Genomic DNA, 14,739 nt, shown 5'->3' with positions numbered 1-14,739 from the left:
ACACCCATCCTAGGAGGAATCATGCGTACCACTATCGAACAATTACGCCCTGTCATCTTTTCACTGTACGACCACTTGCATCAGCATCCAGAAGTGAGCTGGCAGGAGCAGGAGACCACCACGTTTATCGCGGATTTTTTGCGTAAGCACGGCTGCGACGTCACCACCTTTGAGGATGTGACCGGCGTCGTAGGAGACTATGGCCCCGCTGCTCCCGGCTCGATCACGGTGGGAGTGCGCGCTGATATGGATGCCCTGTGGCAAGAGGTCGACGGTGTCTTTCGCGCCAATCACTCCTGCGGGCATGATGCCCATATGACCATGGCGCTGGGGGTTCTCTTGGTACTCCAAGCCCAGAACATCCAGCTGCCTGGTCGGCTGCGTTTCATTTTTCAGCCAGCCGAAGAAACCGGGAACGGTGCGCTCACCCTCGTGAACAAGCAGGTAGTGGACAACATCGACTATCTGTACGGCGTTCATTTGCGTCCCATTCAGGAAATTCCAAATGGAACGGCGGCCTCAGCCATCCTCCACGGTGCAGCAGGTACCATCTCCGGTCACATCCAGGGAAGCGACGCACACGGAGCGCGCCCTCACCTCGGAGTCAATGCGATCGAGGTCGCTGCCGCCATTGTGGAGCAGCTCAAAGGCATTCACCTGGATCCACTGATCCCGTATTCCGTCAAAATGACGCAGCTGTCCGCCGGTGGAAAGAGCACAAACATCATTCCCGGTTCGGCGCATTTCCATCTCGATTTGCGGGCGCAGACGAACGAAGCGATCCATGCGCTGTTTACGAGGGTCGAGCACATCCTGCAGAATATCGCCAAGCTGTATGATGTACCCGTCCACTACGACATCACCGAGCGAGTCTACGCCGCCGAGGTGCACGAGGAAGCCCGCCAGATCATGGCCGAAGCGATCTCGCAGACATTGGGACCTGCTAATCTAGAAGCTCCCATCTCCACTCCTGGCGCCGAAGATTTCCATTACTATACAAAGGAACGGCCGCATCTGCGCGCTACGATGCTCGGACTCGGCTGTGGTCTTCATCCCGGACTGCATCACCCGCAGATGACCTTTGATCGGGAAGCACTGCTTTCCGGGATCGAGATTCTGACCCGAACTGTCTTGTCCACCTTCGAACGCCATAGCTGATCCACCCTATCCCATTGCCTAGGAGAGATGATCATGAAAATCGAACGCGTTGACCTGCAGCGTATCAAAATCCCGTTAACGGCTCCGTTTGTTACAAGCATGGGCCTCGAAACGCACAAAGAGTGCATCCTCGTCCGCGCCTACAGCGGTCCATACGTCGGTTTTGGGGAAAGCGTTGCGATGGACGTCCCGGTCTACAACGAAGAGGACGTAGATACAGTGTGGTACATGCTGGAGAAGTATTTGATCCCGCAGCTGTTCACCCGCCAGATCGAGCATCCTGACGATGTCTCCCGCCTTTTTTCGTGGATGCGCCGCAATAACATGGCCAAAGCTGCGCTGGAAGGCGCCATCTGGGATCTGTATGCGAAAATGAACGGCATCTCCCTCTCCCAAGCATTGGGCGGTACACGCACGCAGATCGATGTGGGCGTGAGCATCGGGATCGAGCCGACCATCGAAAAGCTGCTGGAGCGCGTTGACGGCTTTATCCGTGACGGCTACAAGAAGATCAAGGTTAAAATCAAGCCGGGCGCTGACGTAGAACCGATGCGGGCGATCCGCCAAAAGTTTGGTCCAGATGTTCCGCTTATGGCGGATGCCAACTCGGCCTATACGCTCAAGGACATCGCTCTGCTGAAAGAGCTAGATGAATTCGGACTGATCATGATCGAGCAGCCTCTGGCTCATGACGATATCATCGACCATGCGACCCTGCAAAGAGAGCTGAAAACGCCAATCTGTCTGGACGAGAGCATCCACACCGTCGAGGATGCGCGCAAAGCGATCGAGCTCGGAAGCTGCCGAATCATCAACATCAAGATCGGGCGTGTAGGCGGACTGACCGAAGCGAAAAAGGTACACGACCTTTGTCAGGCGCACAACGTCCCGGTTTGGTGCGGCGGCATGCAGGAAGTCGGGATCGGACGCGCTCACAATATCGCGATCGCCTCCCTCTCCAACTTCACGATTCCGGGTGACACCTCGCCATCCCATCGCTACTTTGCAGCGGATGTCGTCAGCCCGATGATCGATTTCGCGGCTCCGGGTGTTCTGGACGTACCGACTGCTCCAGGGATCGGGATGGTCATCAACGAAGATGTCGTCCGCGACGCCCTTATTGAGCACAAAAGCTATTTCGCCAACCGCGAATCGACCACGACTGTCATTCCCAACTTTTAAATACGAATAAGAAAAGGGAGATCCTCAGCGATCTCCCTCTTTCATGATTGCGAGACGGATTACATTATCGTGAGCAGCTTGCATACCTCATGCTCGGCTTTAGCCCGCTTTTTCTGCGGCAACCGTTTCAATAAATCCAGAGCAGCATACGGGACCTTGAGCGCATGCGGATCGCTGTATGTCTTTGCCCAGTACACCGGGGAGGTAATTTGCTCAAAAGCTGGCTCCCTCACTTCCTCCGCCAAGACAAAGTCAGGGATTTGCCGATTGAGCTGTAGCTGCAGGCGGTGATTTTTCATGCCCATCTCTGTCAGCTCACCATACCCGAAGCGCTCCAAATCCGTAAGTGCATGGGCATGGGTAATTCCGTGCTCCACTTCCCCCGCCAGATGATAGACGACCCCTTCAATGGCACGCCCACGCGCGATGGGAGGAATGGTCTCAAACGTCCTTTCTGCCATCTCCAAAGTCGTATTGTAAGCCGCCACGTCTTGGATGTCATCGTCAGTCAGGTCGAAGTAATTCGGAACACCCCAGTAACGACCCGGTTTGTCTTCCAAGGTCTTTTTCAAAAGGGTGACCAGACCGTCCACAACAGAGGGACGAATCAGATCCGGACGCTCACGCAAAGCCTTCAAGGCAAGCACCCCAAGCGCGAGCCCATGGCCAGAGGTACGCAGCTTTTGCACGTTTTCCTTCAAGCCATCCAGGACCTTTTGCAGAAGAGCTGGATCTGCGGCTTCACCCTCATCTGACGGTTCAAACCACTCCGGCTTCAACAGGCGATACGACTCACAGGTACGCTCGATGCCCTCGATGACATGCTCTGGCAAATCGTGCTCGCGCGTCATGAAATAGCCTGCAAGCAGCGCCGCTCCGTAGTGACCCCCGAACCAACCCGATGCGGCTGCCCGTGCCATTCCAACTACCCCAAGCTCCAAGTAAGAATCAACCAAACGTCCCATCTTCCATTTCCTCCCTTTTCTTTTGACTATGCATTCATAATATAACAAACATTTTTATTTGTTAAGTATTTAAATCAAAAAAATAAAAAAGCCCCGAGCATTTCGGAGCTTCCCGTAAAAGGATTACGCTATCCAATAACGCAAAAGCATAATAGTGACAATGCCAACCACGACCGTTCCTAGCAGGCTGCGCGTTTTGATCGCCACCAAAAATGTCGGGATCGCTGCGAGCAGCTCCACGTTTGACGATAGGGGAGCCCATTTCCCATCGCTTAAGAACAGCTCCTGCCCAACCAAGGCCGCCATCACGGAGATCGGGACATGACTCAGCCAACGTACTCCCCATTCAGGCAGTGTCATACGGCTGAGCAGCATGAGAGGCACTACTCTCGGGAGAAAGGTAACGAGCGCTGAACCCAAAATAATGATGAGGACATCCCATCTCACTTCCATCTTTCTATCACCATCCCTATCGTTGACGCAATCAAGGTCGCAGCGATTACCCCAATATTTCCACCCAATACGAGTGATACTCCTACCGCAAGTACCACTGCGCTGATCCCGACCACGATATCGAGACGCCACTGTTTTCGGCTAACCATGGACAGCACCAGCAACCCGATGAACATGGCTGGCAGGGCAAAATCCAGACCGAACTTCTCCGGATCGGCAATCCACTGTCCCAAATACGCCCCTGCGATATTGGCAATGATCCAGTTGGCATAAGCAGTAATATTGAGACCGTGCATCCATTTTTCACTGATCCGTTTGCGCTTGGCTGCTTCATTGATCGCTACCCCAAACGTCTCATCGGTTAGCAGCGAACCGATCAGCATATTGCGCACCGGTGTGAGATGCCGAAAATAGGGTGATAAAGCGGCGCTAAGTAAAATATGCCTTAGGTTTACAAAAAAAATCGTGATAATGATGGCAGATGCTGAACCGTTGGCGGCCATCATCCCCGCTGCTATGAACTGAGCGGAGCCTGCGTATAGACAAATGGACAGCAAAGCGATCTCTGTGATGGAAAGCCCTGCCGTTTTTTCTACGACGCCTGCAGCAAATCCGATACTTAAATAACCGAGCAACGTGGGGATACAATCCTTTACACCTGCAAGAAAGGTTTCTTCTCCCTCTATGACTGCTTCTGCTTTCAGTCGAATGTTTTGCTCCCTCATTACGCTTCCCCTTTTCGTTTCTATCCCTTTACTTGAAGCGCTTCCCCGTTACCACGTGATAGAGATCCGGCCTTGTTCTCCAAAGCGCTTCTACTTTCTCAGGTCCCAACTCTTTGGTCACTTCTGCAAACATGATGTCATGCCTGATGTACTCCATTGCTACCAAAACCAGGGCAGGATCTCGCGTTTTCACCGCCCACGCGCTCTTGCCAGGTGCAAAATTCCCGATCAACACTTCCTCCACATCACGGGCGGCAATAGTCAAACGTCCCCCCATGCGTTCCTCTGCCACTTCTGGAGACATGTAATCATGATGATAGGTGTTTCCCACTCTCGTTTCTGCCTTTCCGAAAAGGACGGTAAAAACATCAATCCCCTCGTCACAGCAACCATCGATTTGTGTTTGGATAAATGGTACCTGCAGCTCCCAGATGGACAGCCAGAGCTCTGCTTTCGCATTTCCGATCAGCTCTTTCATTTCCGCGATCACCAGCTCATCCCCATCGATCCGCTTGATGACATCCACTTCCCGTTCACTTTCCATGGCAGCGAGCTCTTTTTCCAGATAATCAAACGATTGTTCAAATTGCCGGCGTTGCCGGGCAATCAGCTCTCTGGCCGGCAAAGGCGAATACGTCACGGGCTCGGAAGGTACGATATAGACGGCCCCTTTTTCAACAAGCTTCCCAACCACCTCGTAGATCATTGACCGAGGCACACCGGTTCTTTTGCTGATTTCATACCCGGTAATCGGATGATGTTTCAGCAGTCCAATGTAGGCTTTGCATTCGTACTGGGAAAATCCCAGCCTTTGCAGCTCCTTATAAATTTCTTCCATAGCCGCTCCTTTAGTAGTTAGTATTATACTTACTATAAAATCGCTCGTTTGCCCCTGTCAATTGGAAAAAGAAAAAAGCAGAGGAACACGTCCCCTGCCTGTTGATGATGGCACTTGATGCTGTTATGTCAGTTTAAAATCAACCTCGTCTGTCGCGGGCAAGTAATCGACCGTCAAGCCCTGCCCATTCATGTACCACAGCTCATCCTTCTCCATGTAAAAGGTAATGCCGTCCACTGTTGTGGAAAGCCCGATTTCGTTCGGCTGCTCCTTGGCGATCCCCATGGAAAACGAGTCCTGCACCGTGCTGACTCCTCCATAGCGAACAAAAAAGCGAATGGTATCCCCAGCCTCACAGCCCCATTCCTGGCGAAACCAGTCCACTGCTGCTGCTGTTACGTTTAGATTCATCTATTCCACACTCCTCTTCGGAAAGCTCTCTTTCGTAGTATTCCTCTCCTCAGTAGTTTACCTCACTTTCTAAATATGTACAGTAAAAAAGTATAGAAACGCAACTTTCGGGAGAGATGCTCACGTCGTTTCTCCTTTCGGAAGCAATAAAAAAGCCGATCTCCCTGAAAAGGGAAAACGACTCCTTGCCCAGAATGCCATTACTTTATGGGGAGAGAGAGATAAAAGCTTGTTCCCACTCCTTCTTCACTGCTTACCTGAATCTTGCCATGGTGTGCGTCGACAATCCATTTGGCGATGGATAATCCCAAGCCGGTCCCTTCCGTTTGCCGTGAACGCATCTTATCTACGCGGAAGAATCGATCAAACAAATACGGGATGTCGTCCTTGGGAATGCCGATTCCCGTATCCTTGATCATGACAGTCACTCTTTGTCCCTCGCGCTTGCAGGAAACGAAGATCTTGCCGCCTTCGTTTGTGTACTTGAGCGCATTGTCCAGCAGGATGACCAAAAGCTGATGCAATCGCTCTTCATCCCCGACAATTTCCAATGGCTGCTCGATCTCTGTCTCCAGGTTGATTTCCTTGACGATCGCCATCTGGGCAAACACCTGGGTGCACTTTTGCACGAGCTCGTCCAGCCGCAGCTTCTGCTTCATGATTTGCAATTCGTTGGAATCACTGCGAGCCAGTGTCAAAAGGTCTGCTACGAGCTTGCTTAGTCGACGTGTTTCCTGCATCCCGATCATGATTTTCTCGCTCTCTTGTTCAATCGTATGATCCGGATAGCGAAACAGCCGCTCCAGATTGACGAGGATAGCAGTCAACGGTGTACGCAGCTCATGGGACGCATCGGCGATGAACTGCTGCTGCTTTTCCCAAGAGACTTGGATGGGGATGAGTGCCCTTCTCGCCAGAAAAAGACCTGCTACAATGGCAATCACTACACTCACCGCATCCCCGATCGCCACGACGTAGAGCAGGCTGCTTAGCATGTTTTGTTCCGGTGCCAGATTGTACACAACTTGATACTGCATGGCGATCTGAAGCCGATCACCGACGATCACCTTTTTCGGCATGGTGACCGTGTGCACGCGAAAGGTCTCGCCATTGAAGGAAAGCGTCTCAATTCCATCCTGTTTCGCGACGCTCCGAAAACGCGGTAAATCCTCTGGCTCTAGCCGTTCTCCAAAAGCGGTTCCGATAGCCGTCCCTAAACTGTCCCAAGCGATCAGGGCATATCTGCGGTCCATCTCGTTGAATTTTTTTCGATCCATGCGATTGTAGGGGAACTGATCCTCGTTGTTCCGCTGCAAGCGTGGCAAGGGATCGACCATCAATCGCTGCGCCACTTTGGCCAGTTCCCGGTCCACCTGCGAGTACAGGCGATACTTCATCGTAAAGTACACCGCGCTCCCTAGACCGTTTAACAACAGAAATACAACGATAACGTTTAAGGTTACCAGGCGAATCCGGGTTTTTTGAAACATTATCGCTCTTCCTTTTTCAAAATGTAGCCTACGTTGCGGATCGTGCGGATAAAGCTCTCGTAGGGCCCTAGCTTCTTCCGCAAATAGTGGACGTACAGATCGACTACCCCGTAGTTGGCGTCCGAATCAATGCCCCACACCCGGTCAAAGATTTGCTGGCGCGTCAGAATTTGCTCCCGGTTTTGCAAAAAGTATTTGAGCAGCTCGTATTCCTTGCTCGTCAGCTTCATCGGCTCGTCGTCGATAAAGCCGTCGTACTCATTCACTTTCAGAGAGAGAGGGCCATAAGCCATCTCCCCCTCTGCTCCTGTCTTTCCATTGCGCCGCAATAGCGCTCTGGCCCTTGCACTCAGCTCCTCTGCAGCAAAGGGCTTGACCAGATAGTCATCTGCTCCCGCGTCCAAGCCTTCCACACGGGACTTTACACTGTCCTTTGCCGTCAAAAACAGCACAGGAGTCGTAATTCCTTTGGCACGCAAAGTTTTGACCAGTGTCAGTCCATCCATTCCTGGCATCATGATGTCGAGTACCAGCAGGTCGTAGATGCCTCTTTGCGCCAGCAACAGTCCGTCGTCACCACGATCGGCCGTGTCCACTTGATAGCCTTCATCCGTCAGGACTCCGGCAATTGCCTGAAGCAGAGCCTGTTCATCCTCCACTGCGAGAATCAGCATATCTATCCCTCTTTCATCTGTACAAAGCCTCTTGCGAACGCTCGTTTATTTTTCAATGCCCACCGTCTTCGGTTTGCGGAACGGCAAGGTGATTCGTACGGTTTTCTTCAATCGGACTGTCATATCATCCAGAATAGCATAAACGACTGGAATCACAACGAGTGTCAGCATGGTAGAGAACAGCAAACCGCCGATAACCACCGTCGCCATCGGAGCCTGGCTTTCTGCACCTTCTCCCAAGCCAAGCGCCAAAGGCAGCAGCGCCAAAACGGTACAAAATGTCGTCATTAAGATAGGACGCAGACGTACAGGGCCTGCGGTGAGCAAGGCTTCCGTCCGACTCATGCCTTCCCGGCGCATAATATTGGTAAAGTCGATCAATACAATCGCGTTTCGAACAACCAGCCCTGCGAGCAAGATCAGCCCGATAAAGGCTGGTACGCTGACCGGTCTTCCCGTTACCCACAGGCTGAACGTAGCCCCAAAGATCGACAAAGGAACGGACAGCATGATCGAGAGCGGATAGACCACAGACTCGAACTGGGCAGCCAGGATAATATAAACCAGGACGATCGCGAGTCCAAACGCAATCAGCATGCTTTTCGTAGACTCATCCATCTGTTGATTTTGTCCTTGCTTCTCCAGTGTATACCCCGGCGGCATCGGATACGTCGCCAGCACCTGATCGATCGACGCCGTAACCGTACCCAGGTCTTGCCCAGGCGCTGTGGATGCCGTGACATTGACCACGCGCGTCTGGTTGTAGCGCTGGATCGCTTGCGGACCATTCGCCATCACGACTTCTGCTACGTCTTTGATCTGAATCAGCTCGCCTTTCGGTGTCGTCAGGAGCAGATTGCCGATTTCCTGCATGCTGCTGACCTGTCCGTCACCGAGGCTAAGCGTCACATCTACTTCTGTACCGGCTGTTTCATATTTGGTCGCGACCTGATCTCTCAAGGCCGTTTGAATCGTACTGGAAATGAGGCTTTGTGTTACTCCCAGATCAGCTGCGCGCACACGGTCCAGCTTGACCTGAATTTCCGGACGGGATTCCTCGAGGTTGTTGTCTGCCTCGCGAACACCTGGTACCTCACTGATGGCAGCCGTCAAGCCTTCTGCCACTTCCTTCAGTGTATCCTCGTCGTTTCCGCGAATCGCGTAGGAGATCGGCGCAGCTCCACCGAACGATCCTCCCCCACCGCCGCCCATACCTGGCAGGGTCGTGCCTCCTGCTTCACTGACACGTAGCCTTGCTCCTGGGAAGCGATTCAGCTTTTGTCTGATTTCATCTGTGACCTCGGCAGTCGTACGTTGACGCTCTGACTTGTCGGACAAGATCAGCAGGAACGATCCGGCTGAGGTAGAAGCAGAGTTCCCGCGTGTCGCGTTAGTCGAGCCCAAAGCGGTAAAGATCGTTTTGACCTCCGGAATGGTCGCCAAAATGGCTTCTGCCTGGGTGACAGCTTCTCTTGTTTTCTCCAGCTCCGTTCCGTTCGGCATGGAAATCGAAACGTTGATTTGTCCCTGATCAGAGGTAGGCATAAACTCGGAGCCGATGAACGGGATCAGTCCTACACCTGCTACCAGAGAAGCGAGGCCAATAGCGAGAACCGATTTGCGATGATGCAGCGACCAGTTCAAAATGCGGCGATACATAGCAAGGCCGCGCGACTCTTTGCTTTTCACACCATGTGCAGCTGCCTTCAGCGTTTCCTTTTTATGCGACCTCGTCCATTTTGAAGTCAGCATTGGCGTGACCGTCAGCGATACGATCAACGATGCCAAGAGGGAGAAGGATACTGTGACACCCAAATCCCGGAACAGCTGAGCAGTGACTCCCTCTACGAATACGATCGGGAAGAAAACCGCAACGGTGGTGAGCGTAGCGGCAATAACCGGCATCGCTACTTCCTTCGTCCCTTTCACCGCTGACTCCTTGATAGACAGGCCTGTCTCGCGATGGCGATGAATATTCTCCAACACAACGATCGCATCATCGACGATCATCCCGATCCCGAGAGTCAAACCACCCAAGCTCATGATGTTAATCGACATGTCAGCAAAGTACATGAGCGTAAACGTAGAAATGACAGAGATCGGAATTGCAGTTGCGATGATGACGGTATTGCTTGCGCTTTTCAGGAAAAGCAGGATGATCAGGATCGCCAGCACCCCACCAATCAGGGTGTCGTGAACCAGCGTGTCAATCGACGCACGTATGAACGACGACTGATCCGAGAGTGCCATGACAGACATCGACTGCGGCATGCTGGCTCGCTGCTTGTCTATCTCCGCATAAAGCTCATCGGCGACAGCAACCGTGTTGGTGCCGGACTGCTTCATGATCGACATGGTAACAGTAGTCTGTTTGTTCATTGTATTTTCGATAGAAGCTTCTTTAAAGCCATCCTGGATGAGAGCCAGCTCTTCGAGGAAGATGCGGCTGCCATCCTTCAAAGGAATGGATACTTTGCGAATATCATCTACCGATTTGAATTTCCCTAAAGAACGGACGGTGTAAGATACGCCGCCTTCCGTGATGTTCCCACCTGACGAATCTAGGTTTTGACTTTTCAACTGCGAGCTGATGTCGGAGATCGAGATGCCGTATTGCTCCAGTTTCGCTTGGTCAACGACGATCTTAATTTCCCTGTCCAGCCCGCCTGATACCGTTACGGAGGCGACTCCGTTCACACGTTCGAGGGAAGGAGCCATCTGGTCTTGCACGTAGCTTTTCAGCTGGTCAGCTCCCATGTCTGCAGAGACAGCCAGCGTTAATACAGCTGTACTGTTCGGATCCATTCGGGCAACAGTCGGAGAATCTACATCATCAGGCAGCGAGCGCTTCGCACGCTCGACCTTTTGTGTTACCTCTGTCACTGCTTTATCCAGGTCGGTTCCGTAGGAAAACTCGACGATCACCATTGATGAGCCTTCCCTGGACGTAGATGTTATCGATTTGATACCAGCTACGGAGGCGACTGCTTGCTCTACCGGTTTCGTCACCAGGTTCTCCATCTCTTCAGGACCTACTCCTGAATAGCTGGTGATGACGGCAATCGTTGGTATTTCAATTTTGGGGTACAGATCGATGGGAATCCGGGTCAATGACATAATTCCCAAGATAAGCACGATGAGGACTCCCATCATTACCGTGACGGGACGACGAATAGCGCGTTCCGATATATGCATGGGGCTCACCTATCCTTTTGGGGTTGCCGAAGGCTCGGGGTTCCCTGTACTGTTTGTTTGTCCTGATGGGTTTGCTTGACCTCCCGGGTTGGCTTGGTCCCCAGTGCCGCCTTGGTTTCCTTGTCCGCGTTGCCCGCCTTGTCCATTGCCTTGGCCTCCACCTTGACCCTGCCAGCCGCCATTCCCTTGTCCATTGCCTCCAGACTTTTTGCCGGCTGCATTCTTCGCTTGATTCGGATCGATTACGGCGACAGTAGCATTTCCGGTCAGCGTATTTTGACCTTGTACCACGACAGACTCTCCGCCCTGCAATCCGGTCAGAATTTCAATTCTTGTTCCATCGGACTCCCCGGTTGTCACGGTTACTTGCTTGGCCTTGTCGCCTTCGACTACAAAGACATACGAGTTCTGTGCCTTCGTGATAACGGCTTCACGCGGGACGAGAATCGCCTGATGCGGATTTCCTTTCACTTCAACCGAAGCAACCATGCCCGCCTTTGCTTTCAAATCCGTATTGGCTACCTCAATCTCAATCGGGTACGACTTGCTCGAATCCGCCATTGGGCTCACCGAAGTGATTTTTCCATTAACGGTTACATTAGCAGAAGGAATTTTTACCGATACGCTTTGTCCCGGCTCGAATTGTCCTACCTGCCCTTCACTTGCTTTGGCAGTTACTTTCATCGTAGATATGTTAATGACCTGGGCGACAACTGCATTATTCGAAACGTTTTCCCCGACTGTTGCCGTCAGTGATCCTACGATGCCATCAATGGGAGATTTGATCGTTAAATTCGAAACATTTAATTGAGACAGGGCGTAATCAGCCTCAGACTGCTTCAATGTCGCGACCGCCGAATCCAATGCTGCCTGAGTTGGTCCCTTTTTCTCCTGTTGGGCTTTTTGTTTTTGATTCTCTAGATTCGTTTGTGCAGTTGCGAGCGCCAATCTGGCTTTCTCTACCTCTGCCGTCGAAATGGCCCCTTCACTAAACAGCTTCTGGGCACGCTCCAAGTCTACTTTAGCTGCGTTCGCTTTATTTTGCAGATCTGCCAAGGAATTGGCTGTTTGCGCAAGCACCTCTGCTTCGGTCCCTTCAGTCGCCTCTGCATATCGAGCCTTGGCTGACATCATAGAAGCCTGGGCCTTTTGCATCTGAATTCGCAGTTCTTCCCCATCCAAGACCACAAGGGGCTGTCCACTTTTAACATTATCTCCTACCTTCACGAGAAGCTGCTGCACTCTCCCCGTCGCTTTCGTAGGAATCTCTACCTGCTGGATGGCTTCCAACCGTCCAGAGAGCGACATTTGTACGGCGAATTCCTCTTTTACTGCCTTTTTCACTTCAACAGGCACTGCTCGGGCTGCCTGAGCATTTCTCCTATTTGCACCTTCAGGATTGCTAGAGCACCCACTCACCACAGCCAGTACCAATAGACCCATGGTGATGTTACGAATCATTCGATTCACCTTGCTTTCCTCCGTTTCGTCTGCGATCTGGCTTGGGCCAAAAGGCAGGCATATGTATAGATAAATTCATTAGAGCATGGATTTTTTTGAATTAAATTTGAAAAAACAAAAGATACCGCTTTCTCCCTGGTAAAACAAAAAAAGCTGCATTCTCCATCACTTTTTCAAGTAATCGAGAATGCAGCCTTTTCATTTCCGTACCTTCAAAACTGGATCTGCATGTTTGCTAAGAGTGTGGATAAGTCCTCGACCGATTAGTATTCGTCAGCTCCACGTGTTACCACGCTTCCACACCGAACCTATCAACCTCATCGTCTATGAGGGGTCTTACCAGCTTGCGCTGTGGGAAGTCTCATCTTGGAGGGGGCTTCACGCTTAGATGCTTTCAGCGCTTATCCCGTCCGCACATAGCTACCCAGCTGTGCCACTGGCGTGACAACTGGTGCACCAGCGGTGCGTCCATCCCGGTCCTCTCGTACTAAGGACAGCTCTCCTCAAACTTCCTACGCCCGCGACAGATAGGGACCGAACTGTCTCACGACGTTCTGAACCCAGCTCGCGTACCGCTTTAATGGGCGAACAGCCCAACCCTTGGGACCTACTTCAGCCCCAGGATGCGATGAGCCGACATCGAGGTGCCAAACCTCCCCGTCGATGTGGACTCTTGGGGGAGATAAGCCTGTTATCCCCAGGGTAGCTTTTATCCGTTGAGCGATGGCCCTTCCATGCGGAACCACCGGATCACTAAGCCCGACTTTCGTCCCTGCTCGACTTGTAGGTCTCGCAGTCAAGCTCCCTTCTGCCTTTACACTCTACGAATGATTTCCGACCATTCTGAGGGAACCTTTGGGCGCCTCCGTTACCTTTTGGGAGGCGACCGCCCCAGTCAAACTGCCCACCTGGCATGGTCCTCTCGCCCGATAAGGGCGACGAGTTAGAAACTCCGTACATCAAGGGTGGTATCCCACCGACAGCTCCACAGAGGCTGGCGCCCCTGCTTCTCAGCTTCCCACCTATCCTGTACATGATGCACAAAGTTCCAATACCAGGCTACAGTAAAGCTCCATGGGGTCTTTCCGTCTTGTCGCGGGTAACCTGCATCTTCACAGGTATTATGATTTCACCGGGTCTCTTGCCGAGACAGCGCCCAAGTCGTTACGCCTTTCGTGCGGGTCGGAACTTACCCGACAAGGAATTTCGCTACCTTAGGACCGTTATAGTTACGGCCGCCGTTTACTGGGGCTTCGGTTCAAAGCTTCGCTTGCGCTAACCCATCCCCTTAACCTTCCAGCACCGGGCAGGCGTCAGCCCCTATACTTCGCCTTGCGGCTTCGCAGAGACCTGTGTTTTTGCTAAACAGTCGCTTGGGCCTTTTCACTGCGGCCCCCTCGGGCTATTAACCCTACCGAGGCGCCCCTTCTCCCGAAGTTACGGGGCCATTTTGCCGAGTTCCTTAGCAAGAGTTATCCCGCGCACCTTAGGATTCTCTCCTCGCCTACCTGTGTCGGTTTGCGGTACGGGCACCTTGTTCCTCGCTAGACGCTTTTCTTGGCAGTGTGAAATCAGGGACTTCGGTACTAAAATTTCCCTCGCCATCACAGCTTGCCCTTACGGTGTGCGGATTTGCCTACACACCAGGCTTGCTGCTTGGACGGCCATCCAGTAGGCCGCTCACCCTATCCTCCTGCGTCACGCCATTGCTCAAGCGGAACAGAGGTGGTACAGGAATATCAACCTGTTGTCCATCGCCTACGCCTTTCGGCCTCAGCTTAGGTCCCGACTAACCCTGGGAGGACGAGCCTTCCCCAGGAAACCTTAGGCTTTCGGTGGACAAGATTCTCACTTGTCTTTTCGCTACTTACACCGGCATTCTCACTTCCAAGCGCTCCACCGCTCTTTCCAGTACGGCTTCACTGCTGCTTGGAACGCTCCCCTACCCAGTCCGTAAGGACTGCCATAGCTTCGGTGATACGTTTAGCCCCGTTACATTTTCCGCGCAGAGTCACTCGACCAGTGAGCTATTACGCACTCTTTAAATGGTGGCTGCTTCTAAGCCAACATCCTGGTTGTCTGGGCAACTCCACATCGTTTCCCACTTAACGTATACTTGGGGACCTTAGCTGATGGTCTGGGCTGTTTCCCTTTTGACGATGGATCTTAGCACTCACCGTCTGACTC

11 protein-coding genes and 1 rRNA gene (1 of these 12 cut by a window edge) are annotated in these 14,739 nt (G+C 52.4%); 2 read left to right on the top strand and 10 right to left on the bottom strand.

Annotated features, from left to right (window positions below; all coding sequences use genetic code 11):
* Positions 1–21: 21 nt before the first annotated feature.
* The gene (locus ACLIN2_RS02120) at positions 22–1,158 is read left to right on the top strand and encodes a M20 peptidase aminoacylase family protein (protein ID WP_411503110.1); all 1,137 of its coding nucleotides are present in this window, start codon (positions 22–24) and stop codon (positions 1,156–1,158) included.
* 33 nt (positions 1,159–1,191) lie between these two features.
* Entirely contained in the window at positions 1,192–2,340 is a 1,149-nt protein-coding gene (menC, locus tag ACLIN2_RS02115) for an o-succinylbenzoate synthase (RefSeq protein WP_092270501.1), read from the top strand.
* Between the two features lie 59 nt (positions 2,341–2,399).
* Here menC and ACLIN2_RS02110 read toward each other — a convergent pair whose 3' ends face one another.
* The 10 genes from ACLIN2_RS02110 to ACLIN2_RS02065 form a co-directional block, all read right to left on the bottom strand.
* A complete protein-coding gene (locus tag ACLIN2_RS02110) occupies positions 2,400–3,305 on the bottom strand; it encodes a hypothetical protein (RefSeq protein ID WP_411503109.1) in 906 nt (301 codons plus the stop codon).
* Between the two features lie 123 nt (positions 3,306–3,428).
* Entirely contained in the window at positions 3,429–3,758 is a 330-nt protein-coding gene (locus tag ACLIN2_RS02105) for an AzlD domain-containing protein (RefSeq protein WP_411503108.1), read from the bottom strand.
* Positions 3,749–4,483 (bottom strand): AzlC family ABC transporter permease, encoded by a 735-nt coding sequence (locus ACLIN2_RS02100; protein WP_092270492.1) that lies wholly within the window; start codon positions 4,481–4,483, stop codon positions 3,749–3,751. The genes ACLIN2_RS02105 and ACLIN2_RS02100 overlap by 10 nt, the downstream gene beginning before the upstream one ends.
* Before the next feature lie 28 nt (positions 4,484–4,511).
* Entirely contained in the window at positions 4,512–5,321 is an 810-nt protein-coding gene (locus ACLIN2_RS02095; RefSeq protein ID WP_411503107.1) for a TrmB family transcriptional regulator, read from the bottom strand.
* Between the two features lie 123 nt (positions 5,322–5,444).
* Positions 5,445–5,732, bottom strand: coding sequence for a HesB/YadR/YfhF family protein (locus ACLIN2_RS02090; protein ID WP_400587021.1), 288 nt, complete (start codon positions 5,730–5,732; stop codon positions 5,445–5,447).
* A 200-nt stretch (positions 5,733–5,932) separates the two neighbouring features.
* Positions 5,933–7,222, bottom strand: coding sequence for a sensor histidine kinase (locus tag ACLIN2_RS02085; protein WP_327932298.1), 1,290 nt, complete (start codon positions 7,220–7,222; stop codon positions 5,933–5,935).
* Positions 7,222–7,896: a response regulator transcription factor gene (locus tag ACLIN2_RS02080; protein ID WP_092270481.1), complete on the bottom strand. Its 675-nt coding sequence runs from the start codon at positions 7,894–7,896 to the stop codon at positions 7,222–7,224. Before ACLIN2_RS02080 ends, ACLIN2_RS02085 begins: the two co-directional genes overlap by 1 nt.
* 45 nt (positions 7,897–7,941) lie before the next feature.
* Positions 7,942–11,091 carry an efflux RND transporter permease subunit gene (locus ACLIN2_RS02075; protein ID WP_411503106.1) on the bottom strand — a complete coding sequence of 1,050 codons (3,150 nt, stop codon included), beginning with the start codon at positions 11,089–11,091 and terminating at the stop codon, positions 7,942–7,944.
* Between the two features lie 9 nt (positions 11,092–11,100).
* On the bottom strand, positions 11,101–12,552 hold the full coding sequence (locus ACLIN2_RS02070; protein WP_411504505.1) for an efflux RND transporter periplasmic adaptor subunit: 1,452 nt from the start codon (positions 12,550–12,552) through the stop codon (positions 11,101–11,103).
* 243 nt (positions 12,553–12,795) lie between these two features.
* Positions 12,796–14,739, bottom strand: a 23S ribosomal RNA gene (locus ACLIN2_RS02065); it runs 983 nt beyond the window's last position.

The organism is Brevibacillus centrosporus (assembly GCF_046622605.1).
In the GTDB taxonomy this organism is placed as follows: domain Bacteria; phylum Bacillota; class Bacilli; order Brevibacillales; family Brevibacillaceae; genus Brevibacillus; species Brevibacillus centrosporus.
This window is presented reverse-complemented; position numbering and strand designations above follow the sequence as displayed.

Bases quoted from the DNA above. Each gene is read 5' to 3' on its own strand.
- ACLIN2_RS02120 (WP_411503110.1), top strand. From the start codon at position 22: ATGCGTACCACTATCGAACAATTACGCCCTGTCATCTTTTCACTGTAC.
- menC (WP_092270501.1), top strand. From the start codon at position 1,192: ATGAAAATCGAACGCGTTGACCTGCAGCGTATCAAAATCCCGTTAACG.
- ACLIN2_RS02110 (WP_411503109.1), bottom strand. From the start codon at position 3,305: ATGGGACGTTTGGTTGATTCTTACTTGGAGCTTGGGGTAGTTGGAATG.
- ACLIN2_RS02105 (WP_411503108.1), bottom strand. From the start codon at position 3,758: ATGGAAGTGAGATGGGATGTCCTCATCATTATTTTGGGTTCAGCGCTC.
- ACLIN2_RS02100 (WP_092270492.1), bottom strand. From the start codon at position 4,483: ATGAGGGAGCAAAACATTCGACTGAAAGCAGAAGCAGTCATAGAGGGA.
- ACLIN2_RS02095 (WP_411503107.1), bottom strand. From the start codon at position 5,321: ATGGAAGAAATTTATAAGGAGCTGCAAAGGCTGGGATTTTCCCAGTAC.
- ACLIN2_RS02090 (WP_400587021.1), bottom strand. From the start codon at position 5,732: ATGAATCTAAACGTAACAGCAGCAGCAGTGGACTGGTTTCGCCAGGAA.
- ACLIN2_RS02085 (WP_327932298.1), bottom strand. From the start codon at position 7,222: ATGTTTCAAAAAACCCGGATTCGCCTGGTAACCTTAAACGTTATCGTT.
- ACLIN2_RS02080 (WP_092270481.1), bottom strand. From the start codon at position 7,896: ATGCTGATTCTCGCAGTGGAGGATGAACAGGCTCTGCTTCAGGCAATT.
- ACLIN2_RS02075 (WP_411503106.1), bottom strand. From the start codon at position 11,091: ATGCATATATCGGAACGCGCTATTCGTCGTCCCGTCACGGTAATGATG.
- ACLIN2_RS02070 (WP_411504505.1), bottom strand. From the start codon at position 12,552: ATGATTCGTAACATCACCATGGGTCTATTGGTACTGGCTGTGGTGAGT.